The sequence below is a fragment of the Nocardiopsis sp. CA-288880 genome (assembly GCF_050955985.1).
GTDB lineage: Bacteria > Actinomycetota > Actinomycetes > Streptosporangiales > Streptosporangiaceae > Nocardiopsis > Nocardiopsis tropica.
Genome location: NZ_CP192105.1, coordinates 1,270,211 through 1,295,847 on the forward strand (window position 1 = coordinate 1,270,211; position 25,637 = coordinate 1,295,847).

The window sequence follows — 25,637 nt, forward strand, 5'->3', positions numbered from 1 at the left end:
GGTCTCCCCCCGGTCTAGGGTCCACTCAATCGATCTCGGGCCTCATACCCCCGCCCCACATTGAGGTGGACCATGTTCACGAAGTCTTCCAGAAAGCCGCTGGCCCTCGCGGCCACCGCGGCGGCGCTCACGCTGGTGGCGACAGCGTGCGCGGAGAGCACGCGCGAGGGCGGCGGCACAGACGAATCCGCCCCCTTCGTCTTCGCCTCCGCAGGCGACATCAGGACCCTCGACCCCTTCCTCACCAGTGACGGGGAAACCTTCCGTTACAGCCGCCAGGTCTTCGAAACCCTTCTCGACCACGAATCAGGTGGGAGCGAGATCGTCGGCGGACTCGCCGAGACCTGGGAACAGTCGGAAGACGGAACCGTCTGGACCTTCAACCTCCGCGACAACGTGCAGTTCCACGACGGCGACGAATTGACCGCCGAGGCGGTGTGCGCCAACTTCGACCGGTGGCACAATCTGACCGGCGCCTGGCAGAGTTCCAACAACTCGTACTACTGGCAGGCGATCTTCGGCGGTTTCGCGGAGAACGAGAGCGAGGACACCCCCGAGTCCCGCTACGTCTCCTGTGAGGCCGAGGACGACCTGACCGCGGTCATCACGATCTCGGAGTACTCCTCGATCTTCCCCGGCGGGTTCAGCCTCGCCGCGTTCGGCATCATGAGCCCCACCACGCTGGAGGCCGTCGCCGACGAGGAGATCACCGGTGAGGAGGGCAACTACTCGCTGCCCGACTACACCCAGAACGTGGGCACCGTCGCCGGCACCGGCCCGTTCACCGTGGAGGAGTGGAACCGCGACCAGGCCGAGGTCACCCTCTCCCGCTTCGACGACTACTGGGGCACGGAGGCCGGCTTCGAGACCATGATCCTGCGGGCCATCCCGGACGAGACCGCCCGCCGCCAGGCGCTGGAGGCCGGGGACATCCACGGCTACGACCTCGTCGCCCCCGCCGACGTGGAGCCCCTGGAGGAGGCCGGCTTCCAGGTGCCCACCCGGGACGTGTTCAACGTCCTCTACCTGGCCTACCAGCAGGAGACCAACGAGGCCCTCGCCGACCTGGAGGTCCGGCAGGCGCTCTCGCACGCGGTCAACCGCCAGCGCATCGTCGACACCATCCTCCCCGAGGGCGGCGAGGTGGCGACCCAGTTCCACCCCGACACCCTCGACGGCTGGTCCCCCGACGTCCAGACCTACGACTACGACCCGGACCTGGCCAGGGAGATGCTCGCCGACGCGGGGCAGGAGGACCTGGAGGTCGACTTCTGCTACCCCACGGAGGTCACCCGCCCGTACATGCCCGCGCCGCGCGACATCTTCGACGTCATCGTCTCGGACCTGGAGGAGGTCGGCGTCACGGTCGAGGCCAAGTCCTTCGAGTGGACCGAGTACGTCCCGCAGACCGACAGCGGCAACTGCTCGATGTACCTGCTCGGCTGGACCGGCGACTACAACGACGCCTACAACTTCATCGGCACCTGGTTCTCGACCCAGAACGACGCCTGGGGCATGGACGAGCCCGAGCTGTTCGACGCCATGGCCGAGGCCAGCAGCAACCCCGACAACGAGGAGCGCATCGCCGCCTACCAGGACCTGAACGAGCAGATCATGGAGGCCCTGCCCGGCCTGCCCCTCTCCAGCTCCCCGCCGTCCATCGCCTTCGCCGAGAACGTCAATCCTCCCCAGGTCAGCCCGCTGACCCAGGAGAAGTTCTTCGAGGCCTCCTGGCAGTAGCCCGCCCCGCCCCCCGACAGGGGGAGGGGACCGGGGCCCGACCGGCCCTCACCGGCCGGTCGGGCCCGCGGCCCGTCCGGGGCCTCCGCCCGCACCGCGCGGGCCGGCTGCCACCGGGAGAGCGCCCCACGGGAGCCCGTGGGGCCGTCCGGCCGCCGCCTCCGGAGGCCGGAACCCCGCACACGTGCACGACCTCCAACGGCCGCCGCGCCCCCCGACCGCACCGACCGTGCGGCTCCGCGCCGACCGGGACACCCGTACAACCCGAGCCCCCGCCACACCCCGGCGGGGACGCTTCGCGTCCATCGTTCCCACACTGGCGAAAGGCGGCGAAGGTGCTGCGATTCATCGTCAGGCGTCTCCTTCAGCTGATCCCGACACTGGGCGGCCTGTCGATCCTGCTGTTCGTCTGGCTGCAACGGCTGCCGGGCGGACCCGAGTACGCCCTCCTCCCCGACGACGCGACCTCCGAGCAACGAGCCCAGCTGCGGCGCTCCCTGGGCCTGGAAGAACCGATCACGGTCCAGTACCTGGCCTTCCTGCGCCGCATCCTCCAGGGAGACCTGGGCGCCTCCCTCCAGACCGGCAGACCGGTCCTCGAAGAGTTCCTCACCCGCTTCCCGGCCACCTTCGAGCTCGCCGTCACCGCGATGCTCATCGCGACCGCGGTGGGCATCCCGCTCGGCTACCTGGCCGCGCGCAGGCGCGGGTCCGTCCTGGACTTCGCCGCGGTGGGCGGGTCCCTCCTCGGGATCTGCACCCCGGTCTTCTTCCTCGCCTTCATCCTGAAGGTGGTCTTCGCCGAGCGGCTGGGCTGGTTCCCGTCCGCGTTCCGGCTCTCCCCGGGCATCAGCCGCACGGACCTCTCCGGGTTCGCCGTCCTGGACGGGCTGCGGACCGGCGAGTTCGACGTGGTCGCCGACGCCCTCGCGCACCTGGTGCTCCCCGGGCTCGCGCTCGCCTCGATCCCGCTCGCGGTGATCGTGCGCATGACCCGCGCCAGTGTCCTGGAGGTGCTGGAGGAGGACTACGTCCGCACCGCCAACGCCAAGGGCCTGCACCGCAACACCGTGCGCACCCGCCACGTGATGCGCAACGCCATGCTCCCCGTCGTCACGTCCATCGGCCTGCTCACCGGAAGCCTGTTCGCCGGCGCGGTCCTCACCGAGAGCGTGTTCGCGTTCCCCGGGATCGGTTCGTTCGTGTACGCGGCCACGCAGACCCGCGACTACCCGGTCCTCACCGGGTTCATCCTGCTCATCGCCACCATGTACGTGTTCATCAACCTCCTGGTGGACATCTCCTACAGCCTCCTCGACCCGAGAGTGCGGGCCCAGTGATGCCAACGACACCGAGCTCCCAGAACCCGTCCCGGGCCGAGGACGCGTCGGACGCCGGGGGGCCGCTCCTCGGGCGGAAGGCGGCCCGCGTCGACCGCCTCGCCGAGCTCATGGGCGAGCGGGACGAGAGCGGCCACGGCTCGGGGATCTGGCGCACCGCCCTCGCGCGGATGCGCCGCAGCCCCATGGCCATCACCGGCGCCGTGATCGTCGTCGTGTTCGTCGCCGTGGCCCTGCTCTCGCCGCTCATCGCGCCCTACTCGCCCACCTCGCAGGCCTGGGGCGACGAGGTGTTCCCGAACCAGAACATCTTCGTCGGCCCGCGCGGCGAGAACTGGCTGGGGCTGGACAACCTCGGCCGCGACCAGTTCTCCCGCATGGTCGTCGGCGCCCGCCAGACCCTCATGGTCGGCGTGGTCGCCACCCTGGTCGGCTTCGGCGCCGGCGCGCTCCTGGGCGGCGCCGCCGGGGCCGCGTCGGTCCTCGGCGGGCGCTGGGGCCGCCAGCTCGACAACGTGGTGATGCGCGTCATCGACATGATGCTCGCGCTGCCGACGCTGCTCCTCGCGGTCACCGTCGCCGCCCTCGTCGGGCCGAGCCTCACCACGGTCATGATCGCCGTCGGCGTCGCCCAGGTCCCGGTCTTCGCCCGCCTCCTGCGCGGCGCGATGATCTCCCAGGGCAACCGCGACTACGTCCTGGCCGCACGCGCGCTGGGGGTGCGCAAGCGCAGGATCGCGCTCACGCACATCCTGCCGAACTCCCTGGGCCCGGTGATCGTCCAGTCCACCCTCACCCTGGCCACCGCGATCATCGACGCGGCGGCCCTGTCCTACCTGGGTCTGGGCAACCCGGACCCGGCCTTCCCCGAGTGGGGGACGATGCTCGCCGACGCCCAGCGCTTCCTGTCCAGCGCCCCGCAGCTGGCCGTGTACCCGGCGCTGGCCATCATCGTCACCGCCCTGGGCTTCACCCTCCTGGGTGAGGCGATGCGGGAAGCGCTCGACCCGAAGCTGAGGAAGTGACCATGAGTTCCAGCACGCCGCTGTTGGCGGTGGACGAGCTGTCCGTGGTGTTCCGCGGGCGCGGTTCCGACCCGGAAGAGGTCCGGGCCGTGGACGGGGTGTCCTTCACCCTGGAGGAAGGCCGGGTCACCGGCCTGGTCGGCGAGTCCGGCTGCGGCAAGAGCGTCACCTCGCTCGCCCTCATGGGCCTGCTGCCCGACAGGGGGGTGCGCGTCGGCGGCAGCGCGGTGATGCGGCTGCCCGGCGGGGAGGCCGACCTCCTGAAGCTCCCGCAGAGGCGGATGCGCGACCTGCGCGGGTCCCAGCTGGCGATGATCTTCCAAGACCCCCTCAGCTCCCTCAACCCGGTGGTGCCCATCGGCCGCCAGGTCACCGAGATCCTCCGGCGCCACCGGGGCCTGCGGGGAGCGAAGGCCTCGAAGGAGGCGGCCGACCTGCTCTACCGGGTGGGCATACCCGACCCGACGCGCAGGCTCCGCGAGTACCCGCACCAGCTGTCCGGGGGCATGCGCCAGCGGGCGCTGATCGCCATGGCGGTGGCCTGCCGGCCCCGCCTGATGATCGCGGACGAGCCGACCACGGCCCTGGACGTCACCATCCAGGCGCAGATCCTGGAGCTGCTCAAGGACCTGGTCACCGAGGAGGGGACCTCCCTGCTCATGATCACCCACGACCTGGGCGTCGTCGCCGGGCTGTGCGACGACATCAACGTCCTGTACGCCGGCCGGGCGGTGGAGACGGCGCGGCGCGCTCCGCTGTTCGCCGACCCGACGCACCCCTACACCGTCGGCCTGCTGGGCTCCATCCCCCGGCTGGACGCCCCCCGGGGCGAGGCCCTCACCCCCATCCGCGGCTCGGTCAACGACAACATCGCCTGGACGGACGGGTGCGCGTTCGCGCCCCGGTGCGACCACTACACGATGGAGTGCCTCCAGGGCCCGCCGCAGCTGGTCACCGCGGGGGCGGGGGGCGGCGGGGCCGCGGCGGCGGCCGGCGGCGCGGCGGACCGGGCGGCCGGAGCCGGCCACGCGTACCGCTGCGTGAACCCCGTCCGGCACGCGGACGTGGTGGACCGGACGGTACTGGAGAGCCCGGCGGTGGTCGGCGACGACGAGGAGGCGCAGGGATGAGCCTGCTGCGGATCAACGACCTCAAGGTCCACTTCCCGATCAGGCGCGGGGTGGTGTTCGACCGCACGATCGGCCACGTGCGCGCGGTCGACGGCGTCAGCCTGGAGATCCAGGAGGGCCAGACCTACGGCCTGGTGGGCGAGTCCGGCTGCGGCAAGACCACCCTGGGCCGGGCCGTGCTGCGGCTGGTGGACGTCACGGAGGGGGAGGTGCTGTTCGGCGGACGCGACCTGGCCGGCCTGGACGCCGAGTCGATGCGCCGGGAGCGCAGGAACCTCCAGATGGTCTTCCAGGACCCCCTGGGCAGCCTCAACCCCAGGCAGAACATCGGCTCGATCCTCCTGGAGGGGCTGCAGACCCACGGGATCGGCGGCCCCGACGGGGACGGCGACGGCCCCGGGGCGCCCGCGGGGAGGTCCGAACGGCGGAAGCTGGTCCTGGAGGACCAGCACCGCAGGGTCGTGGAAGCCCTGGAGAGGGTGGGGCTGTCCTCGAAGGCGCTCACCCGGTACCCGCACGAGTTCTCCGGGGGCCAGCGGCAGCGCATCGGGATCGCCCGGGCGCTGGTGCTCGAACCCGACCTCATCATCTGCGACGAGCCGGTGTCGGCCCTGGACGTGTCGATCCAGGCACAGGTCCTGAACCTGCTGGAGAGCCTCCAGAAGGAGCTCGGGCTCACCTACCTGGTGATCGCCCACGACCTGGCGGTGGTCCGCCACGTCAGCGACGTGGTGGGGGTGATGTACCTGGGGGCGCTGGTGGAGGAGGCCTCCAGCGACGAGCTGTACGAGACGCCGATGCACCCGTACACGCGGTCCCTGATGTCGGCGGTGCCGGTGCCGGACCCGGAGGTGGAGGACGCCCGCGAGCGCATCCTGCTCTCCGGTGACCTGCCCTCGCCGGCGAACCCGCCCTCGGGCTGCCGTTTCCACACCCGCTGCCCGTGGCGGCAGGAGGAGCTGTGCGACACCGAGCGCCCGGAGCTGCGCCCGGTGCGGGGCGCCGCCGAGGGCAGCACCCACCGTGTGGCCTGCCACTACGCGGAGCAGATCCTGGCGGGGGAGATCCGGCCGGACGAGAAGCTGGCCGAGCGCATCGTGCACGGCGTGGGCTGAGCACGGCCCGTCCCGCCCGAGGAGCCGGGACGCGCCGGGCCGCCCCGGCCCGGCGCGTCCCCGGCCTCCCGTCCCGGCCGGAGTCAGGCCCCGGACCGGCCGGAGTCAGGCCCCGGACCGGCCGGAGTCAGGCCCCGGACCGGCCGGAGTCAGGCCCCGGACCGGCCGGGGTCAGGCCGCCCGCAGGGTCCGGCAGGCGTCCAGCAGCCGCTCGCGCAGCACGGCGCCGCGCTCGGCGAAGCCCTCCTGCGCCTCCATGTACGCGGCCTTGCCCCCGGCCGTCTCGATGCGCACCGGTTCGTAGCCCCAGTCCGCCAGGTCGTAGGGGGACGCGCGCATGTCCAGGGTCCGGATCTCCCGCGAGAGCTCGAAGCAGTCCACCACGAGTTCGGAGGGCACCGCGGGGGAGAGCTTGTACGCCCACTTGTACAGGTCCATGTTGGCGTGCAGGCAGCCCGGCTGGTCCAGCTCCGACTGCCGCTCGCGGGTCGGCCGGAGCGTGTTGAGGGGGCGCGCGGCCTCGGTGAAGAACCGGAACGCGTCGAAGTGCGAGCACTGGATCCGGTGCGACTCCACGACGCGGTCGGTGCCCTCGTGGCCGAGCCGCAGCGGCACCTGGCCGTGGCGCACCCGTCCCGCGCGGTACACCATCGCCCACTCGTGCAGGCCGAAGCAGCCCAGGTGGGCGGGGCGGGAGGCGACCGACGACAGGAGCTTCTCCACGAAGCCCAGCACGGGCCGCGCCGCCAGGAACTCCCCGGCGTCCACGGCGACGGCCCCGTCGGGCAGCTCCGTGTAGAACCGCTCGGACAGGCGGGCGCGGGCCCCTTCGCCCAGCAGCGCCGTCCCGGCCCCCGGGTGCCAGCGCCGCAGCTGCGAGGGCTTGAGGTTGTAGTAGGTGAACAGGAAGTCCTCCACCGGGTGGGGCACGCCCTCGCGGCGCCGCCGCAGGTGGTCGGCGACCAGCGCGTCCACGCGCCGCTCGTGCCTCTCGGCGCGCCCGCGCCACTCCGTCTCGGCGAGGGCTGTCGGCGCCCCGGTACTCGTTCCCGTCACGGCCCCCAGGGTACGCGGGCGCGGGGAGCGCCCTCCGCGCCGGCGCGGTGACGGGCTCAGTTGGACTGCTGGACGGGCAGGTGGCGGCCCAGGTAGCCGATGTAGACGCGGTTGGTCGTGCCCGGCCCCAGGTGGGGGTAGAAGTACAGCCGCGGGCAGATCCCGTACTCGATGTCCAGCTTGATGTGGGCGTACATCGGGACGCGCCCGCCGGGCTCCACCTCCTCCGGCACCCGGAAGAGGCGCTTGTCGTTGAGCTTTCCCCGGTTGCGCACGTGGTCCGACTCCTGCGAGGCCAGGCGCTTGACCGGGATCACCTCGTAGCCGTCGGGCGTCTCCTTCAGGTACGAGTGGAACCCGAGCCCGCTGCCGGGGTTGTCGAACTGGTAGCGCGCGTAGTCGTTCAGGGCCAGCAGGGCCTCCCAGGCGCGGGTGACCCACAGGGCCTCCTTGCGGCTGTCGGACAGCTCGTACACCGTCTGCGCCTCGATGGTGAAGAACAGGTGGGGCAGCGCGGACCCGTCGGTGACGCGCTCCAGGAGTTCGCGCACGCTCCGGGGAGGACGCCGCCGCGGGTCGCGCGGCGCGGGGGCCGCCGCCAGCCGGAACTGCCCGGCCTCGCGGGCCCGGTCGCGCAGCCACCGGACCTCGTAGGCGGCGGCGCGTGCGTGGTCCCGCGCGCTGTCGAGCTCCTCGGCGAGGTCGGCCGTCTCGGCGAGGAGGCCCTGGCGCTCCTCCGAGAGTTCGGCGACCCGGGTGCTGAGGCGCGTGACCTCCTCCCTCAGGCGCTGGACCTGCTGCTCCTGGGCCTCGCGCTCCTGCTCGGAGGCCAGGTCGGCGGAGCCGGGGACCGCCCGGTGCGCGGCGGCGGCGCGGGTGGCGGGAGCGGGGCCGGGGGAGGGGGCCCGGACGGCCGCGCGCAGGTCGTCGGTCTCCTCGGAGAGGAGCGCGTCGACCGCGAGGAGGGGGTCGGGGAGGCTCACGTCGAGGGCGTTGTCGCGTACCCGGCGCGACAGTGCCGCGCCCACCCAGTTGCGGATGCGCTCGCCGTCGCGGGCGGTGTCGAGCGTGGCCGGGCTCATCCGGGGGTGGCGGGGGGCGTCGTCCTCGTCGAGCAGGTCGACGCCCGGTAAGAACGTGCGCACCCCGCCCGGGGGGACGTCCAGCCCCCGGGGGAGGAGGGAGCCGACGCGCTCCAGGGCGGCGGCGTCGAGCACGTAGGCGGCGCACATCCCGGTGCAGCGCGCCATGGCGCCCGCCATGGCGTCGCGCCAGTCGGCGACGGTGACGTCCCGGGGAGCCCCGGTCGCCACCACCGCCATGCGTCTGACGGGGTCGCGGATGGCCGACACGAGCGTGTCCATGAGGGCGTCGTCGCGTCCGCGCACGATCAGGGGGGCGGGGGGCATCGGGTGCTCGCCGTCGTGGGCGTCCACGGAGTCGAGGAGCATGCGGGCGGCCTCGGGGGGCATGACGTCCAGGCGGGGAGGGTCCGCCGCGGCGCGCTCGGCGGGGGCGGGGTCGACGGCCATGTCGATCCACACGTACCGCCACGGGGCGAGTTCGGGGTCCACGACCGCTGTGGCGACGGTCCGCCACACCCCGTCGGGCTTGTCGGACTCCGTGGTGAGCCGGAGGAAGCGCAGCCCCTCGTCGTCGTTGTCGTGCCGGACCACCAGGGCCCGGGAGCGGTTGCTCAGATCGTGGCGCCCCGAGGCCGAGAAGTCCACCCGCGCGCCCGAGTTGCCGCGTTTGCTGAGCCAGCGGGACAACACCGTCGAGGTGGTGTCGATGAGGTCGCCGTCGTGCTCCGGGACGGCGACGAGCGTGCGGTAGACAAGTGGCAATGAGCACTCCCGGGCTCCCGACGGCGGCGGCGGACCCGAGGGTCCGCCCGAACACGCTGGCAGAGCCCTCCTCCCCACTCTGGACGAAGGAGACCTCCGGCGCCAGTCGGTTGACCAAAGAACCCTCGACCGCATCCCAAGGATCCCAGGAGTCTCAGGCCGCCCCACCGGAACGCTCCGGGCCGGTTGCGCCACTGTGGCCAAGGAACGACACGCCAGTGGAAAAAATGGACAAAGCGGGCGGCGAGACGCGGGCACTAGCGTCACGGGCATGTCCACGCACCCGTTCTGGCTGGCCGGCACCGCCGCGACCGGCGACACCGAGATCCCTGTCGTCAACCCCTACACCGGCGAGTCCGTCGGCGCGGTCGCCGTGCCGACCGCCGAGCAGATCGAGCAGGCCGTCGCCGCGGCCCACGCCGTCGCCGCCGAGGCCGCCGCCCTGCCCGCGCACGTACGGGCCGACGCCCTCGTCCACATCTCCCGGCGCATCGGCGAGCGGTCCGAGGAGATCGCCCGGACGATCACCGCGGAGAGCGGCAAGCCCCTCAAGTGGTCCCGCGCCGAGGCGGGCCGCGCCGTCTCCGTGTTCCGCTGGGCGGCGGAGGAGGCCCGGCGCGACAGCGGCGAGCTCCAGCGGCTGGACACCGACCCGGGCGGCGTCGGCCGGATGGCCGTGGTCCGCCGCGTCCCCAAGGGGCCGGTCCTGGGCATCTCGCCGTTCAACTTCCCGCTCAACCTGGTCGCCCACAAGGTCGCCCCGGCCCTCGCCGTCGGCGCGCCCGTCGTCCTCAAGCCCGCGCCGGCCACCCCGATGACGGCCCTGATCCTGGGCGAGATCGTCGCGGAGACCGAGCTGCCCGGCGGCATGCTCTCCGTGCTCCCCATGCCCAACGACCGCGCGGCGTCGCTGATCACCGACGAGCGCCTCCCCGTCATCTCCTTCACCGGCGGGGCCTTCGGCTGGGAGCTGCCCCGGCTCGCGCCGCGCAAGCACGTCACCCTGGAGCTGGGCGGGAACGCCGCTGCCGTGGTCCTCGCCGACGCGGACCTGGACTGGGCGGCGCAGCGGGTCGCGCTGTTCGGCAACAACCAGGCCGGGCAGGTGTGCATCGGCGTGCAGCGCGTGATCGTCGAGGACTCCGTCCACGACGAGTTCGTGGCGCGGCTGGTGGAGCGCGTGGAGGCCCTCGGCGTCGGGGACCCCTCCGACCCCGCCACCGACGTGGGCCCGCTCGTGAACGAGGCGTCCGCCGAGCGCGTGGCCGCCTGGATCGACGAGGCCGTCGCCGACGGCGCCGAACTGCTCACCGGCGGCACCCGTGACGGGGTGACGGTCGCGCCGACGGTGCTCGCGAACGCGCCCGCCGACGCGAAGGTCGTGCGCCAGGAGGTGTTCGGACCGGTGCTGGTCGTCCAGCGGGCGGCCGACACCGACGCCGCGTTCGCGGCGGTCAACGAGAGCGACTTCGGCCTCCAGGCCGGGGTGTTCACCCGCGACCTGCCCACCGCGTTCCGTGCGCACCGGGAACTGGAGGTCGGCGGCGTGGTGATCGGCGACGTCCCCACCTTCCGCGCCGACCAGATGCCCTACGGCGGCGTCAAGCAGTCGGGGGTGGGCAAGGAGGGCGTGCGCGCCGCCATGACGGACCTGACCTACGAGCGGGTCCTGGTGCTCACCGGCATCGACCTGTAGCGGGACCGGGCGCCGCCCCGTCGGCGCCGCCCGGCCGCGGACCCCTGCCGTACGCCCGCCGGAGCGGCGGCCACCGCCTCCCCGGCCCCGGCCGGGGAGGCGGGTCGTTCCGGGCCGGCGTCCGCCGGGCGGCCTCCCACCGCGCCGACCGGGAGCACCCGCGGACCACGCCCTAGAGCCCCGAGGCGTGGTCGTACAGCTTGCGCGCCTCCGCGCCCAGCCGGGGGCCGTACTGGGTGGAGCGGTCGTCGGCGTACTTGAAGCTGACCACCGAGGAGATCGTGCCCCGTCCGGTCGAGGTGTCGAAGCCCGTGAACCAGGGTCCGCCGCTGGACCCCTGCGTCATGCTGCACCGCACGCCGTTGGCGGTGGTGCCGCCCGTGTCCGGCCTGGTGCGGCCCGAGCAGTAGTGCAGGTCCTGGCCGTCGAAGGGCGAGGCCGAGGGGTACCCGAACGTGTACACCTGCACGCCGTCGCGGACCTTGTCCGCGGTCCAGGAGCCGAACGAGATCCGCTGGGACCCGACCTCGTCCTGGACGGCGGTCCCGCCGCTCTTGTTCAGCACCACCATGGCGAAGTCGTAGCTGTCGTCGGCCTCGCGCGACCACTGCGGGGCGACGAGCATGTCACGGGCGGTGAACCTGCCGTACGGGTCCTTCCCGGCGTCGTGGCCCGGCACGAAGGTCCAGTTGCGCGCCCACGACCCCTTGCCGTCCTTGGCGCAGTGGCCCGCGGTGACCACGGTGCTCTTGTTGGCGGAGTCCACGACCGAGGCAGAACAGGTGAAGTCGCGGCCGTCCATGGTCAGGTAGACCTTGCCGGTGGTCTTCGTGACCAGGCCGCCGGCGGTCCAGCGCTCGCCCCGGCTGTCGGCGCGCGGGGACGCCTGGTGGTCGACGCCGTCCGGAGCGGGGTGCGCCGCGGGCGGCAGGAGGGCTCCCTCCAGCATGCTGGTGATGGGCTGGGCCGCGGCCATCCGCTCGGCGGTCCAGTAGTCCAGCACGGCCCGGTGCTGGGTGCCCGTGACGGCCGCCGTCTGGTGGGAGATCCCGTCCACGCGCGTCATCGCCTCACCACTGGCGCGGGCGGGCGCGGCGTGCTGCGGCGTCCCGGCGGCCCGGGTGACGGCGGAGGCCGGTGCGGGGAGTCTCTCTACGAGGGCCAGTCCTCCCAGGGCGACCGCGACGGCGGCCAGGGGGGCGAGGAGCTTGTGTGAGGTGGACGAGGTCATGCCCACGATCTTTGCACACTTTGGGTAACTCAACAGCTACTTTGAGTTTGTGTCTCGGGGGGTGGGGAAGCGTGGTCGGCCGCCTCCGGCGCGGGGGTCGTGCCGGAGGCGGCCGGGGGCGCCCGGCCGGCGCCGCGGGGGGCGGGCGCCGGTCAGGCGAGCGGCACCGTGACCCGTGTGGGGGCGTCCTGGGGGGACGTCACGTCCACCCGGTCCCCGAGGGCGCTCTCGCTCGTGTAGCGGGCGTCCCGGCTGTCGACCACGACCGCCAGCCGGTGCCCGGCCGGGACGTCCCAGACGACCGGTTCCAGCTCGGCGGTGACCGTCACCGGCTCGCCCGGGACGGCGCCGCGCAGGGTGTGGGGGGTGTGGGAGAGCAGCGAACCGGCCCCGTTGCGGTCGACGGCGTAGAGGTGGAGGAAGACCGACTGGTCCTCCGCGGTCGGGGTGAACGTGAACGTCGCCTCGGGGGTGCCCGCCACGCGCACCCCGTCCGGGTAGGCGGGGCTGGTCCACACGGCCGCGCGGTGGCGGTCCACCGTCGGCAGCAGGACCCCGGTCGGGATGTCGAAGAACTGCTGGAGCGCGCCGGAGAGCAGGACGGTCCCGCTCTCCGCCGGTGTGCCGATCCCGGTCCGGAAGCGGTAGTCCCACCCCGTGGCCGGCTCGGACCCCATGGCGCCGCTGCTCTGCCAGTTGTCCACAGGCACCGCCGGAGGCCCGCCCGGTGCGGGACAATGGAGCCGTGCGAGAAGAACAGCAGCGAACAGTAGTGATCCTCGGCTCCACGGGCTCGATCGGGACCCAGGCCGTGGACATCGTCCAGCGCAACCCCGACCGCTTCCGCGTGGTGGGCCTGGCCGCGGGCGGCGGAAGGGCCGACCTGCTCGCCAAGCAGGCGGCCGAGCTCGACGTGCCGCTGGTCGCGGTCGCCGACCCCGAGCGGGCCGCCGACCTCTCGCGCTCCCTCGCCGAGCACGGCAGCCGGGCCGCCGTCCTGGTCGGCGCCGAGGGAGTGGCCGAGCTCGCCGGGAGCCCCTGCGACGTCGTGCTCAACGGCATCACGGGCGCCCTGGGCCTGGAGTCGACCCTGGCCGCGCTGCGCGCGGGCACCACCCTCGCCCTGGCCAACAAGGAGTCCCTCATCATCGGCGGGCCGTTGGTGCGCGACCTCGCCAGGCCCGGCCAGATCGTCCCGGTCGACTCCGAGCACTTCGCCATCGCCCAGTGCTTCCCGTACCTGCCCGAGGGGCAGCTCGCCAGTCCGGCGCAGGGCCACGTGCACGCCCGCCGCGACGAGGTCAGCCGCCTGGTCGTCACCGCGAGCGGGGGCCCGTTCCGGGGCCGCGACCGCGACGGGCTGGCCGGCGTCACACCGGCCGAGGCGCTCGACCACCCCACCTGGAGCATGGGGCCCGTCATCACCGTCAACTCCGCCACCCTGGTCAACAAGGGGCTGGAGGTCATCGAGGCCAGCCTGCTGTTCGACATGCCGTTCGACAGGATCGACGTCGTCGTCCACCCGCAGTCGATCGTCCACTCGATGGTCGAGTACGTCGACGGCTCCACCATCGCCAAGGCGAGCCCGCCCAGCATGATGATCCCCATCGCCTACGGGCTCGGCGCGCCCGACCGGGTCCCGGGCGCCGCCCCCGGCATGGACTGGACCCGGGCCCAGACCTGGACCTTCGAGCCGCTGGACCACGAGGCATTCCCCGCCGTCAGGCTCGCCTGCGAGGTCGGCGCCGCGGGAGGCACCGCCCCCGCGGTGTACAACGCCGCCAACGAGGAGGCCGTCGACGCCTTCCTCCGCGGAAACCTCGCGTTCCCGTCCATCATGGACACCGTCTCCCGGGTAGTCTCGGAGCACCGGCGAACGGACCGCCCCGGGGGAGCGTCGCACCAGAGCGTGGGACTGAGCCTGGACGACGTGTACGCCGCCGACGCCTGGGCCCGCACACGTGCGCGCGAGCTCCTCGCGCGCCAGGCCTGACACCGCCTAGAGGAGAGTTGCATGGTCGCCCTGATGACCGTGGTCGGGATCGTCCTGTTCGTCTTCGGGCTGTTGTTCTCGATCGCCTGGCACGAGCTGGGCCACCTCTCCACCGCCAAGATGTTCGGGATCAAGTGCACCGAGTACATGGTGGGCTTCGGCCGGACCCTGTGGTCCTTCCGGCGGGGCGACACCGAGTACGGGATCAAGGCGGTGCCGCTGGGCGGCTTCGTGCGCATGGTCGGCATGCTCCCGCCGTCGCGCCGGAGCGCGGACGGCGGCTCGCGCAAGCTGTCCCGCTGGCGCGCCATGGCCGAGGACGCCCGTGAGGCCTCCTACGTCGAGCTCTCCCCGCAGGACCAGGACCGGCAGTTCTACCAGCGGGCGCCGTGGAAGCGGCTCATCGTGATGTTCGCCGGCCCCGGCATGAACGTGGTCCTCGCCGCGATCCTGCTCGCGGTCCTGTTCATGGGCATCGGCGTCCCGCGGAGCACCACCGAGATCGGGCTCGTCAACGAGTGCATGGTCCCGGTCGGCAGCTCCGTCACCGACTGCACCGACCTGCCGCCCACCCCGGCGGCCGAGGCCGGGATGCTGCCCGGCGACGTCATCGTCTCCGTCGGTGGCGAGTCCACCCCGGACTGGAACACCGCCAACCGGCAGATCCGCGAGTCCCTCGGCAGCACCGAGGTCGTGGTCGAGCGCGACGGCGAGCGCGTCCCGCTCGACGTCGACGTCGTCGAGAACGAGCTCCCGGCCCGCGACGCCGAGGGCGAGATCCTCTACGAGACCGACGCCGACGGCGAGCCCGTGTACGACGCGGACGGCTACCGGGTCTACCAGACCGAGACCGTGGGCTTCCTCGGCATCGTCTTCGCCCAGGAGCGCGCCCCGCTCACCGTCGGCGAGTCCGCCGCCGAGATGGGCTCCATGATGATCGGCGTGGGCGAGGCGCTCATCTCCCTGCCCAGCAAGGTCCCGGAGGTGTTCGCCGCCGCGTTCCTCGGGGAGGAGCGCAACCAGGACTCCCCGGTGGGCATCGTCGGCATCTCCCGCATCGGCGGCGAGATCATGGCCCAGGGCCTGCCCGTCGCGGACACCGCGGCGATCATGCTCCAGATCCTGGCCGGTGTGAACCTGTTCCTGTTCGCCTTCAACATGCTCCCGATCCTGCCGCTGGACGGCGGCCACATGGCCGGAGCCCTCTGGGAGTGGCTCAAGCGCGGCTGGGCCAGGCTGTTCCGCCGACCCGAGCCCGCCCCGGTGGACGTGGCGATGCTGACACCGGTCGCCTACGTCGTGGTGGCGTGCTTCCTCGTGTTCAGCGTGGTCCTGCTCGTCGCCGACCTGTTCAACCCGGTCAGACTCTTCGGCTGACGCACGCCTGCGCGACGGCGGGCGGACGGCCGGCCGACACCGGCCGTCCACCCCGGTCGCGGGGCGGTTCCGGCGTGACGCCGACCACCCCGGCAGGCCGGTAATCTTCAGCTGGCGCACCGGTTCCGCGCTTCGCGGGGGGCGCCCTTCCACGGGCGGGTAACCTGGAGATCGCGATCCGGGAACGACGGTGCAGCGGAGGCCGCCGCGCGAGGTGACCCCGGACGCGGCGCCGCGCGCTGCGCCGGACGCCCTTTCCCGATAACCGACGAATCAAGTGCCGCCCCCCTCCGGCGGCAGACGAGGTGAATCAAGCGTGACCGTCGATCTCGGTATTCCCGCCACCCCGCCGCGCCCGCTGGCGACCCGGCGCAAGACGCGGCAGATCATGGTCGGAAACGTCCCTGTCGGCGGGGACGCCCCGGTGTCCGTCCAGTCGATGACGACCACCCGTACCTCCGACATCAACGCGACGCTCCAGCAGATCGCGGAGCTCACCGCCTCCGGCTGCCAGATCGTCCGCGTGGCCGTGCCCACCAACGACGACGCCGACGCGCTCCCGATCATCGCGAAGAAGTCGCAGATCCCGGTGATCGCCGACATCCACTTCCAGCCCAAGTACGTGTTCCAGGCGATCGACGCCGGCTGCGCCGCCGTGCGCGTGAACCCGGGCAACATCAAGAAGTTCGACGACAAGGTCGCCGAGATCGCGCGGGCCGCCAACGAGGCGGGCACCCCGATCCGCATCGGCGTCAACGCCGGTTCGCTGGACAAGCGCCTGCTCCAGAAGTACGGCAAGGCCACCCCGGAGGCCCTCGTCGAGTCGGCGCTGTGGGAGTGCTCCCTCTTCGAGGAGCACGGCTTCCGCGACATCAAGATCTCGGTCAAGCACAACGACCCCGTCGTCATGGTCAACGCCTACCGCCAGCTGGCCTCCGCCTGCGACTACCCGCTGCACCTGGGCGTCACCGAGGCCGGCCCCGCGTTCCAGGGCACCATCAAGTCCGCGGTCGCCTTCGGGGCGCTGCTGTCCGAGGGCATCGGCGACACCATCCGCGTGTCCCTCTCCGCGCCTCCCGCCGAGGAGGTCAAGGTCGGCGCCCAGATCCTGGAGTCGCTGGGGCTGCGCGAGCGCGGCCTGGAGATCGTCTCCTGCCCGAGCTGCGGCCGGGCCCAGGTGGACGTCTACACGCTCGCGGAGGAGGTCACCGCCGGGCTGGAGGGCATGGAGGTGCCGCTGCGCGTGGCCGTCATGGGCTGCGTCGTCAACGGGCCCGGCGAGGCCCGCGAGGCCGACCTGGGCGTGGCCTCCGGCAACGGCAAGGGACAGATCTTCGTCAAGGGCGAGGTCATCAAGACCGTGCCCGAGTCCCAGATCGTGGAGACCCTCATCGAGGAGGCCATGCGCATCGCCGAGGAGATGGGCGAGGCCGGGGCCGAGTCCGGCCCGCCGACCGTCGCCGTGGCGGGCTGACCCCGGGTCCTCCGACGACGGCCGCGCCGCACCCCCCGGGGGTGCGGCGCGGCCGTTCGCGTGTCCGGACCCGGGCGGCGGCACACGGCGGGAGCCCCGAGGCGCGGGGTGCGCGCGTGTGCCATCGCTCACACCGGCCCGCGTTTTCTTGCGCGGAAGCGCAAGGATGCGCCGCTTCCCGGGGACAGACGCAACGAATGTGGGTCATGTTACCTGGGTAACGCAGCTACGGTTACTGAGGGCGTTTTCGGGCTGATTCCGGCACGAAACGCCCCTCCACCTCCCACATCCCTTCCCGGGGGACAGGTGTGCCCGCCCACAGCAACGAGGAGTAGTCACGTGGTCGACCAGAAGACCCCGGCGGACGCGGCGGCGCCCGTCGGCGTGCCCGCACTGAGGGAGCGGCTGACCCGGCGCAAGCCGGTCGAGAAGCTCGTCGCCGAGACCAGCGACGGCACCGGCCTCCAGCGGCACATGGGCTTCTGGCAGCTCTCCATGATCGGCATCGGCGCCACCCTCGGCACGGGCATCTTCGTCGTGCTGGGCGAGGCCGTCCCCGTGGCCGGTCCCGCCGTCGTGCTCGCCTTCGTGCTCGCCGGCGTCACCGCGCTGTTCTCCGCGCTCGCCTACGCCGAGATGGCCGGGATGATCCCCGCCTCCGGCTCCGCCTACTCCTACAGCTACGCCACCATCGGCGAGTTCATGGCGTGGGTGTGCGGCTGGTGCCTCATGCTCACCTACGGCGTGTCCGTCGCCGCCGTCGGCGTCGGCTGGGGGGAGTACATCAACGAGCTCCTCCACCTCACCACCGGCCTGTCCCTGCCGGGGGCGGTGCTCGCCGGACCGCTGGAGGGCGGCGTGGTCAACCTGCCCGCCGCGATCGTGGTCCTGCTGTCCATGTTCGCCCTGCTCGCGGGGGTGCGCGAGAGCAGCCGCGTCAACGCGGTCATGGTCGCCGTCAAGGTCGCCATCCTGGTCATGTTCGTCGCGATCGCGATCACCGCCGTCCAGGACGGCAACTTCGCCCCGTTCATGCCGATGGGCATGGCCGGGGTCAGCGCCGCGGGCGCCACCCTGTTCTTCTCCTACATCGGCTTCGACTCCGTCTCCACCGCGAGCGAGGAGGCGAAGAACCCCCAGCGCGACCTGCCCCGCGCGATCATGTTCTCGATGATCCTGGTGACCGCCATCTACTGCCTGGTCGCCTTCGCCGCCGTCGGCGCGCTCGACTGGACCGGCTTCGTGGACGGCGAGACCTCCCTCGCGGGGATCCTCACCCTGGTCACGGGCACCCCGGTGTGGGCGGTCGTCTTCGCGGCCGGAGCGGTCCTCGCCCTGGCCAGCGTGGTGCTGGTGGTGCTCTACAGCCAGACCCGCATCCTCTACGCGATGTCCCGCGACGGGCTCATCCCCAAGGCGTTCTCCACCGTGGACGCCAAGGGCACCCCGCGCGCGAACACGGTCATCACCTCCGTGTTCATCGCGCTCCTCGCCGCGCTGGTCCCCCTGGGGCCGCTCGCGGACGCCACCTCCATCGGCACCCTCTTCGCGTTCGCCCTGGTCAACGTGGCCGTGCTGGTGCTCCGGCGCACCCGCCCCGACCTCCCGCGCGCCTTCCGCGTGCCCGGAGCCCCCGTCACGCCGGTCCTGGGCGTGCTCGCCTGCGCCTACCTCATGTTCAGCATGTCGCCGAGCGTGTGGGCGGCCTTCGGGGCCTGGCTCGTCGTCGGACTGGCCGTCTACTTCGGCTACGGCATGCGCCGCTCCGCCCTGGAGCGCGTGCCCGCGTCCGGGGTCTAGGCCGGGCCGGAAGGCCGCACCGCACGCCCGCGCCGGGGCCGGGGACCCCTCCCCGGCCCCGGCGCCGTGTCCGCCGCCGCGCCCGGTCGCCGGAACGCGTCCGGCGCCGTGACGGGCCCGCGCGGCGATGCGCGCACGAACGCGCCCGAACGCGCAAGGAAGAGCGGTGCCACGGGGGAAAGACGCACGTTTGCGCTGCTCCGGCGCACCGTTCCGACACGATCTCCCGCCTAGAGTGGACGCGGCCCGAGAACGACCGAGGGGGAGGCGGCCCATGACGCGCGGACCACTGCGTGTGGCCCTGGACCAGGGCGCCGGCCGCAGCGGCGACGTCGCCGACGCGCTCGGCCGGCTCGCCGACCGCGCCGCACAGGCCGCCGAGGCCGGGGCCCGCCTGCTCGTCGGCCCCGAGATGTCGCTCACCGGCTACGCCCTCGGAGCCGGGACGGTGGCCCGGATGGCCGAACCCGCGGACGGGCCCCTCGCGGACGCCGTCGCGGCGATCGCCGCCGACACCGGCGTCGCCCTCGTCTACGGGTTCCCCGAGCGCGCGGACGGCGCCGTGTACAACACCGTCCAGCTCGTGGACGGCACCGGTGCGCGCCTGGCCGCCTACCGCAAGGCCCACCTGTTCGGCGACCTGGACCGGGACGCGTTCTCCCCGGGGGCCGAACCGGTCGTCCAGGCCGACCTCGACGGGTTCCGCGTCGGCCTCCTGATCTGCTACGACGTGGAGTTCCCCGAGGCCGTGCGCGCGCATTCCCTCGCGGGCACCGAGCTCCTCGTCGTGCCGACCGCCCTGATGCTCCCCTTCACGGAGGTCCCCACCCGGGTGGTGCCCGTGCGGGCCCTGGAGAACCAGCTCCATGTGGCCTACGTGAACCGCTGCGACACCGAGGGCGACCTGTCCTACGCGGGCCTGAGCGCGCTCGTCGGGCCGGACGGGAGCGAGACGCTGCGCGCAGGCCCGGGCGAGGAGCTCCTGGTCGGCGACGTCGCGCCGGACGCCGTCGCCGCCGCACGCCGGGAGCACTCCTACCTGGACGACCGCCGGCCCGACCTCTACCGGGCGCTCACCGCCTGACCCGCTCCCCGGGGCGCACGCGCCCCGGCGCCGGCCGTGCCGACCGCGGCAGGGGCCGCCGCCCGGGGCGCCCGGCCGTCCGGACCGCCGCCCCGCCCCCCCCGCAGCCCGATCACCGACCACCCGAAGGAGGGGCTCCATGACGTCCGCAGTGCCCACCGCCGCAGGCACCCCGTCCACGCCCGGCACGCCGCCGCTGAACATGTGCGGGCCGGACTTCCCGTTCGCCTACGACTCCTACCTGGAGCACCCGGCCGGGCTCGGGCAGGTCCCCCCGCGGCACCACGGGACCGAGGTCGCCGTCATCGGCGGCGGACTCTCCGGGATCGTGGCGGCCTACGAGCTGATGAAGATGGGGCTGCGCCCGGTCGTGTACGAGGCCGACCGGATCGGCGGACGCCTGCGCACCGAGAAGCTCCCCGGCTGCCCCGACGACGTGGTCGCCGAGATGGGCGCGATGCGCTTCCCGCCCTCCTCCACCGCCTTCCTCCACTACGTGGACCGGGTCGGCCTGGAGACGACCCCCTTCCCCAACCCGCTCTCCCCGGCCACCCCGAGCACCGTGGTCGACCTCAAGGGCGAGTCCCACTACGCCACGACCCTCGCCGACCTGCCCGAGGTCTACCGCGAGGTGGCCCGCGCCTGGGAGCGGACGCTGGAGGAGGGCGCGCAGCACAGCCGCATGCAGCGCGCGATCCGCGAACGCGACACCGCGACCCAGAAGGAGATCTGGAACGATCTCGTCCGGGGGCTGGACAACCAGACCTTCTACGGTTTTCTCTGTGAGTCGCCGGCGTTCGCGTCCTTCCGCCACCGCGAGATCTTCGGGCAGGTGGGGTTCGGCACGGGCGGCTGGGACACGGACTTCCCCAACTCCATCCTGGAGATCCTCCGGGTCACCTACACGGGCGCGGACGACGACCACATGGGCATCCGCGGCGGTGTCCAGCAGCTTCCCCGGCGGCTCTGGGAGGACGCCCCGGACAAGCTCGTCCACTGGGCGCAGGGCACCACGCTGGAGTCGCTGCACGGGAGTGGTCCGCGCCCGGCCGTCACCGCCCTGCGCCGCACCGCGGCGCAGGGCTCGCCGTCGGGGAACATCACGGTCACCGACGCGTCGGGCTCCGTCCGCACCTACCCGGCGGCCGTGTTCACCGCGCAGAGCTGGATGCTGCTGTCCAAGATCGACTGCGACGACGACCTGCTGCCGATCGACCACTGGACGGCGATCGAGCGCACCCACTACATGGAGTCCTCGAAGCTGTTCGTCCCCGTGGACCGCGCCTTCTGGCGCGACAAGGACCCCGAGACGGGCCGCGACACCATGAGCATGACGCTCACCGACCGCATGACCCGGGGGACCTACCTCCTGGAGGGCTCCGACCCGGACGGCCCCGCGGCGATCTGCCTGTCGTACACCTGGTGCGACGACTCGCTCAAGTGGCTGCCGCTGTCGGCCGGCGAGCGCCTGGAGGTCATGCTCTCCTCGCTGTCCAAGATCTACCCCGGGGTGGACGTGCGCTCGCACATCACCGGCGACCCGGTCACCGTGTCGTGGGAGGACGAGCCCTACTTCATGGGCGCGTTCAAGGCCAACCTGCCGGGCCACTACCGCTACCAGCGCCGCCTGTTCACGCACTTCCACCAGGAGGGCCTGGCGGAGCGCCACCGGGGCCTCTTCCTCGCGGGGGACGACATCTCCTGGACGGCGGGCTGGGCGGAGGGCGCGGTGCAGACCGCGCTCAACGCGGTGTGGGGCGTGGCGCACCACTTCGGCGGCGGCACCGACGCGTCCAACCCCGGGCCGGGCGACCTGTTCGACGCACTCGCCCCCGTGGAGCTCCCGGAGGACTGAGCCCGGCCGTGCCCCGCCGCCCGCGACCGCTCCGGTCCCGGGCGGCGGGGCCGAGCACGCATCATGCCGTTCGCGCATGGGATCGGCGGTTTCCGTCTTGGACGGCATCGGGATCGGCGGCCAGACTTCTGGCGTGGGGCCGTCCGCAGGGGCGGCTCCACGCGGACCGGGCAGCCGGGCCGCGCACCCCCCGAACAGGAGCTGAACACGACCATGACCCCCTCACCGACCCTGCGCGCCGGAGGCGCGGCCCTGGCCGCGCTGGCCCTCGTCTCCGTCACCGCCTGCGCGGCCTCCGGGCCCGACCCCGGACAGGAGCCCGCCCGGGAGCAGTCGGCCGCCCCGGAAGCCGCGCCGGAACTGTTCCGGGAGTTCGAGCGGCTGGAGGAGCGTTTCGACGCACGGCTCGGCGTCTACGCGGTGGACACGGGCACAGGCGAGGAGATCGCCCACCGGGCGGACGAGCGCTTCGCCTACTGCTCCACCCACAAGGCCCTCTCCGCGGGCGCGGTGCTGCGGCGGAACACGCTGGAGGAGATGGAGGAGGTCGTCTCCTACACCGCCGACGACCTGGTCGGCCACACGCCGATCACCGAGGCGCACGTGGACACCGGGATGACCCTGCTGGAGGTGGCCGACGCCGCGGTCCGCCACAGCGACAACACCGCGGCCAACCTCCTCCTCGAGGAGCTGGGGGGCCCGGACGGGTTCGAGGAGGCCATGGAGGAGATCGGCGACGACGTGATCGAGGCCGACCGGATCGAGCCCGACCTCAGCCGGACGGCCCCCGGGGACACCCGGGACACGAGCACGCCGCGCGCCATGGCCGCGAGCCTGGAGGAGTTCACGCTCGGCGACGCCCTTCCCGAGGACCGGCGCGCCGTGCTCAACGGCATGCTGCGCGACAACACGACCGGCGACGAGGTGATCCGCGCGGGCCTCCCCGGGGACTGGGAGGTCGGTGACAAGACGGGCAGCGGGAGCTACGGGACGCGCAACGACATCGCCGTCGTCCGTCCCCCGGGCGGCGACCCCGTGGTCATCGCGATCATGTCCATGCGGTACGAGGAGGACGACGAGTTCGACAACGCGCTGATCGCCGAGACCGCGACGGTGATCGCCGGGGTCCTGGGCTGACGCGGTGACCGGAGGGGTTCGCGGTCCTCCCCCTCCGCGGTGATCCCGTACCCGTGGCGGGGCCGGGCGCCGAGACCGGCCACAAGGACGAGACCGTTCAGGGCGGTGCCCCCGGCGGCGCACCGGCAACGGTCCCGGCCGGGACCGGAACCCGTGCCCGGGGCCGGACGGGGAAGGGGCCGCCCGCCTCGCGGCGGACGGCCCCGCAGGCGCCCGGGAGCAGGGGGCGCCACCCCCTCCAACGAACGGTGGGACCCGGGAGTTTCCGTGCCGGCGGGCGAAGAGTCGCGGCTTGCCGGGGCGGGCGCCCCCGGCCCCCGGCCGCGTGCGCGGCGGCCGCCCGGGACCCGCTCCCGCGGGGGCGCGGCTCCGGGTCCCCGGGGCGTCCGGCCCGCCGGGCACCGGGCCCGGAGCTCAGGGCAGGTCGGCGGTCCCGGCCAGGATCGGCTGGTCCACGAGCCGGGACAGGACCAGTGTGCTCTTGGTCCGCACCACGAAGGGTTCGGCGCCCAGGCGCTCGATGACCTCCTCCAGGTGGTGCGTGTCGCGTGCGCGCACCTGCACGATGGCGTCGGCCTCGCCGGTGACCGTGCACGCCGAGGTGATCTCGGCGTAGCCCGCGAGCCCGGAGCGGATCTCGCCGGGAGAGGTGCGGGCGCGGCAGTACAGCTCGATGAACGCCTCGGTGGTCCACCCGACGGCCTGCGGCTCGACGACGACGGTGAACCCCCGCACGGCACCGGAGTCCACCAGCCGGTCCACGCGCCTCTTGACGGCCGAGGGGCTCAGCCCGACGTGGCCGCCGATCTCGGCGAAGCTCATCCGCGCGTCCGCGCCGAGAATCGCGATGATCCGCTCATCGACACGATCCAGCCGCATTGTGCCCCTTTGTCCACGTCTGATCCAGGCAGGGCACATGTTACCGGGGTATACCTCCCTGGGGCCCGTGTCGCTTCCCTTCGTCACGCCGCGCAACAGTGACAATGCATGAGGTCGAACAGACGGTGTGAGGGAGTGGACGAGTGCGAGCACGAACCCTGGCCGCGGTCTCCGCCGGAGCGCTCCTGGCCTCCCTCGTCGCGGGGGTCCCCGCGCGGGCGGAGCAGACCGGGACGGCGGCCGGGGCCGCTCCCGCCGACACCGGGGCACTGGTGTGGGCCCCCTGTGAGGACATCGCACCCGTCGGGGACGAGACCCTGGAGTGCGCGACCCTCACCGTCCCCCTGGCCCGCACCGACGGCGGCGCGCGGATCCACGGCCTCGGGGACACCGTGGAACTCGCCCTGTCCCGGGTCCCCGCCACCGGCCGGGCCGAGCGCACGATGCTGGTCAACCCCGGCGGCCCCGGAAGCGCCGGGCGCATGTGGGCCGCCCACACCCACCGCCGCATGCCCGCGGAGCTGCGCGAGACCTACGACGTCGTCTCCTTCGACCCGCGCGGCGTCGGGGCGTCCACCCCCTCCATCACCTGCGACCCCGCCTTCTTCGCGCCCGTCCGCCGCGACACCGTCCCGGCGGACGCGGACGCCGAGGCCGCCCTGCGGGCCGGGGCGGAGGACTACGCCGAGGCGTGCGGGGCCAACACCGGCCGACTCCTCGACCACGTCCGCACCGAGGACACCGCGCACGACATGGACGCCATCCGGGCGGCGCTCGGCGAGGAGACCATCGACTACCTCGGCTACTCCTACGGCAGCTACCTCGGCACGGTCTACTCCTCGCTCTACCCCGACCGGGTCCGCGCCCTGGTCCTGGACAGCGTCGTCAACCCGGACAACCCCTGGTACGAGAGCAACATCGAGCAGAGCCGGGCCCTGGACAGGTCGGCGGACGGCTTCTTCGACTGGGTGGCCCGCAACGACGCCGCCTACGGCCTCGGCGCCGACGGCGACACGGTCTCCGAGGCGTACTACTCCCTGCGCGCGGAGCTGGCCGCGACGCCGGCGGCCGGCACCGTGGGCCCCACCGAGCTGGAGGGCGCCGTCATCGTCGTCGCGTACAGCGGCGGCACCTGGCCGCGGGTCGCCGAGGCGCTCGCCGCCCGGATCAACGACGGGGACGACGCCCCGCTGCTCTCCCTGCACGAGGACTACGGGGACGACGCCGGGTCCGACCGCGGCTACGGCGGCTACCTCGCGGTCCAGTGCACGGACACCCGGTGGCCCGAGGACTGGTCCACCTGGCGCGCGGACGCCGAGAGGCTCCACGCGGAGGCGCCCTTCATGGGATGGCACAACATGTGGTACAACGCGCCGTGCGCCACCTGGGACGGCGACTCCGACGACTGGTTCCAGGTGGGCGACGGCCGCGGTGAGCACCCCGCCTACGGCGGTGACGCGCTCGTCGTGCACGCCACCCGGGACGGGGCCACCCCCGTCGAGGGCGCCTACGCCCTGCGGAACCGGCTCCCCGGAGCCAGCCTCGTGATCGAGGAGGGAGGGCTGACCCACGGCGTCTCCCTCACCGGGAACACGTGCGTGGACGAGGTCGTCACCGCCTACCTGCGCGACGGGGCGGTCCCCGCCAGGGACGGGGGCGAGGGCGCCGACGTCGTCTGCGAGGGGCGTCCCGAGCCCCGGCCGCGCACCTCCCAGACCGCACCTGAGACGATGGTGGAGCGCCTCGGTCCGGTCGGTATGGAAAGTCCCGGGAAGCCCGGGTCATCCGAGTAACCGGTCCAATAGGCTGGAACCGGCGCGAACAGGCTCGGCCAGTCGTCCCGGAGCCCGGAGGGCCC

At 73.1% G+C, this 25,637-nt stretch carries 18 protein-coding genes and 1 pseudogene; 14 read left to right on the forward strand and 5 right to left on the reverse strand.

Going from position 1 to position 25,637, the window contains the following annotated elements; translation table 11 throughout:
- The first annotated feature begins 72 nt into the window (after positions 1 to 72).
- From ACQPYD_RS05620 to ACQPYD_RS05640, 5 genes are all read left to right on the forward strand, one after another.
- Positions 73 to 1,740: an ABC transporter substrate-binding protein gene (locus ACQPYD_RS05620; protein ID WP_433700062.1), complete on the forward strand. Its 1,668-nt coding sequence runs from the start codon at positions 73 to 75 to the stop codon at positions 1,738 to 1,740.
- A 335-nt stretch (positions 1,741 to 2,075) separates the two neighbouring features.
- Entirely contained in the window at positions 2,076 to 3,080 is a 1,005-nt protein-coding gene (locus tag ACQPYD_RS05625; protein ID WP_433700063.1) for an ABC transporter permease, read from the forward strand.
- Positions 3,080 to 4,105: an ABC transporter permease gene (locus ACQPYD_RS05630; RefSeq protein ID WP_433700064.1), complete on the forward strand. Its 1,026-nt coding sequence runs from the start codon at positions 3,080 to 3,082 to the stop codon at positions 4,103 to 4,105. The genes ACQPYD_RS05625 and ACQPYD_RS05630 overlap by 1 nt, the downstream gene beginning before the upstream one ends.
- Positions 4,106 to 4,107: 2 nt before the next feature.
- Positions 4,108 to 5,235, forward strand: a complete 1,128-nt coding sequence (locus tag ACQPYD_RS05635) for an ABC transporter ATP-binding protein (RefSeq protein WP_433700065.1) — start codon at positions 4,108 to 4,110, stop codon at positions 5,233 to 5,235.
- Positions 5,232 to 6,350 (forward strand): ABC transporter ATP-binding protein, encoded by a 1,119-nt coding sequence (locus ACQPYD_RS05640; RefSeq protein ID WP_433700066.1) that lies wholly within the window; start codon positions 5,232 to 5,234, stop codon positions 6,348 to 6,350. The genes ACQPYD_RS05635 and ACQPYD_RS05640 overlap by 4 nt, the downstream gene beginning before the upstream one ends.
- Before the next feature lie 171 nt (positions 6,351 to 6,521).
- Here ACQPYD_RS05640 and ACQPYD_RS05645 read toward each other — a convergent pair whose 3' ends face one another.
- Positions 6,522 to 7,406, reverse strand: a complete 885-nt coding sequence (locus ACQPYD_RS05645; protein WP_433700067.1) for a 3-methyladenine DNA glycosylase — start codon at positions 7,404 to 7,406, stop codon at positions 6,522 to 6,524.
- Between the two features lie 56 nt (positions 7,407 to 7,462).
- On the reverse strand, positions 7,463 to 9,253 hold the full coding sequence (locus tag ACQPYD_RS05650; protein WP_433700068.1) for a hypothetical protein: 1,791 nt from the start codon (positions 9,251 to 9,253) through the stop codon (positions 7,463 to 7,465).
- Positions 9,254 to 9,524: 271 nt separating this feature from the next.
- On the opposite strand from ACQPYD_RS05650, the gene ACQPYD_RS05655 reads away from it, so the two are divergent.
- Positions 9,525 to 10,949 carry an aldehyde dehydrogenase family protein gene (locus tag ACQPYD_RS05655; RefSeq protein ID WP_433700069.1) on the forward strand — a complete coding sequence of 475 codons (1,425 nt, stop codon included), beginning with the start codon at positions 9,525 to 9,527 and terminating at the stop codon, positions 10,947 to 10,949.
- A gap of 172 nt (positions 10,950 to 11,121) precedes the next feature.
- Here the strand turns inward: ACQPYD_RS05655 and ACQPYD_RS05660 are convergent, their stop codons facing one another.
- Positions 11,122 to 12,180, reverse strand: coding sequence for a trypsin-like serine peptidase (locus ACQPYD_RS05660; protein WP_433700070.1), 1,059 nt, complete (start codon positions 12,178 to 12,180; stop codon positions 11,122 to 11,124).
- Between the two features lie 152 nt (positions 12,181 to 12,332).
- Positions 12,333 to 12,878 (reverse strand): annotated as a pseudogene (locus tag ACQPYD_RS05665) (CocE/NonD family hydrolase C-terminal non-catalytic domain-containing protein); the annotation flags it as partial.
- A 74-nt stretch (positions 12,879 to 12,952) separates the two neighbouring features.
- Here ACQPYD_RS05665 and dxr point away from each other — a divergent pair.
- The 7 genes from dxr (at position 12,953) to bla (ending at position 22,900) form a co-directional block, all read left to right on the forward strand.
- The gene (gene dxr, locus ACQPYD_RS05670) at positions 12,953 to 14,173 is read left to right on the forward strand and encodes a 1-deoxy-D-xylulose-5-phosphate reductoisomerase (protein WP_352986129.1); all 1,221 of its coding nucleotides are present in this window, start codon (positions 12,953 to 12,955) and stop codon (positions 14,171 to 14,173) included.
- A gap of 21 nt (positions 14,174 to 14,194) precedes the next feature.
- On the forward strand, positions 14,195 to 15,550 hold the full coding sequence (locus ACQPYD_RS05675) for a M50 family metallopeptidase (protein ID WP_433700071.1): 1,356 nt from the start codon (positions 14,195 to 14,197) through the stop codon (positions 15,548 to 15,550).
- Between the two features lie 316 nt (positions 15,551 to 15,866).
- A complete protein-coding gene (gene ispG / locus ACQPYD_RS05680; RefSeq protein ID WP_433700072.1) occupies positions 15,867 to 17,024 on the forward strand; it encodes a flavodoxin-dependent (E)-4-hydroxy-3-methylbut-2-enyl-diphosphate synthase in 1,158 nt (385 codons plus the stop codon).
- A 339-nt stretch (positions 17,025 to 17,363) separates the two neighbouring features.
- On the forward strand, positions 17,364 to 18,824 hold the full coding sequence (locus ACQPYD_RS05685; RefSeq protein ID WP_344096039.1) for an amino acid permease: 1,461 nt from the start codon (positions 17,364 to 17,366) through the stop codon (positions 18,822 to 18,824).
- Between the two features lie 274 nt (positions 18,825 to 19,098).
- Positions 19,099 to 19,908, forward strand: a complete 810-nt coding sequence (locus tag ACQPYD_RS05690; protein WP_433700073.1) for a carbon-nitrogen hydrolase family protein — start codon at positions 19,099 to 19,101, stop codon at positions 19,906 to 19,908.
- Positions 19,909 to 20,047: 139 nt separating this feature from the next.
- A complete protein-coding gene (locus ACQPYD_RS05695) occupies positions 20,048 to 21,763 on the forward strand; it encodes a flavin monoamine oxidase family protein (protein ID WP_433700074.1) in 1,716 nt (571 codons plus the stop codon).
- Between the two features lie 213 nt (positions 21,764 to 21,976).
- Entirely contained in the window at positions 21,977 to 22,900 is a 924-nt protein-coding gene (gene bla, locus ACQPYD_RS05700) for a class A beta-lactamase (RefSeq protein ID WP_433700075.1), read from the forward strand.
- 414 nt (positions 22,901 to 23,314) lie between these two features.
- Here the strand turns inward: bla and ACQPYD_RS05705 are convergent, their stop codons facing one another.
- Positions 23,315 to 23,779: an Lrp/AsnC family transcriptional regulator gene (locus tag ACQPYD_RS05705; RefSeq protein WP_267948418.1), complete on the reverse strand. Its 465-nt coding sequence runs from the start codon at positions 23,777 to 23,779 to the stop codon at positions 23,315 to 23,317.
- Positions 23,780 to 23,922: 143 nt separating this feature from the next.
- Between ACQPYD_RS05705 and ACQPYD_RS05710 the strand changes: the two genes are divergently transcribed.
- On the forward strand, positions 23,923 to 25,572 hold the full coding sequence (locus ACQPYD_RS05710) for an alpha/beta hydrolase (RefSeq protein ID WP_433700076.1): 1,650 nt from the start codon (positions 23,923 to 23,925) through the stop codon (positions 25,570 to 25,572).
- Positions 25,573 to 25,637 lie beyond the last annotated feature (65 nt).

Excerpts from the sequence above, each read along its gene's own strand:
- ACQPYD_RS05620 (WP_433700062.1), top strand. The coding sequence starts at position 73 with ATGTTCACGAAGTCTTCCAGAAAGCCGCTGGCCCTCGCGGCCACCGCG.
- ACQPYD_RS05630 (WP_433700064.1), top strand. The coding sequence starts at position 3,080 with ATGCCAACGACACCGAGCTCCCAGAACCCGTCCCGGGCCGAGGACGCG.
- ACQPYD_RS05635 (WP_433700065.1), top strand. The coding sequence starts at position 4,108 with ATGAGTTCCAGCACGCCGCTGTTGGCGGTGGACGAGCTGTCCGTGGTG.
- ACQPYD_RS05640 (WP_433700066.1), top strand. The coding sequence starts at position 5,232 with ATGAGCCTGCTGCGGATCAACGACCTCAAGGTCCACTTCCCGATCAGG.
- ACQPYD_RS05655 (WP_433700069.1), top strand. The coding sequence starts at position 9,525 with ATGTCCACGCACCCGTTCTGGCTGGCCGGCACCGCCGCGACCGGCGAC.
- ACQPYD_RS05660 (WP_433700070.1), bottom strand. The coding sequence starts at position 12,180 with ATGACCTCGTCCACCTCACACAAGCTCCTCGCCCCCCTGGCCGCCGTC.
- ACQPYD_RS05675 (WP_433700071.1), top strand. The coding sequence starts at position 14,195 with ATGGTCGCCCTGATGACCGTGGTCGGGATCGTCCTGTTCGTCTTCGGG.
- ACQPYD_RS05690 (WP_433700073.1), top strand. The coding sequence starts at position 19,099 with ATGACGCGCGGACCACTGCGTGTGGCCCTGGACCAGGGCGCCGGCCGC.
- ACQPYD_RS05695 (WP_433700074.1), top strand. The coding sequence starts at position 20,048 with ATGACGTCCGCAGTGCCCACCGCCGCAGGCACCCCGTCCACGCCCGGC.
- bla (WP_433700075.1), top strand. The coding sequence starts at position 21,977 with ATGACCCCCTCACCGACCCTGCGCGCCGGAGGCGCGGCCCTGGCCGCG.
- ACQPYD_RS05705 (WP_267948418.1), bottom strand. The coding sequence starts at position 23,779 with ATGCGGCTGGATCGTGTCGATGAGCGGATCATCGCGATTCTCGGCGCG.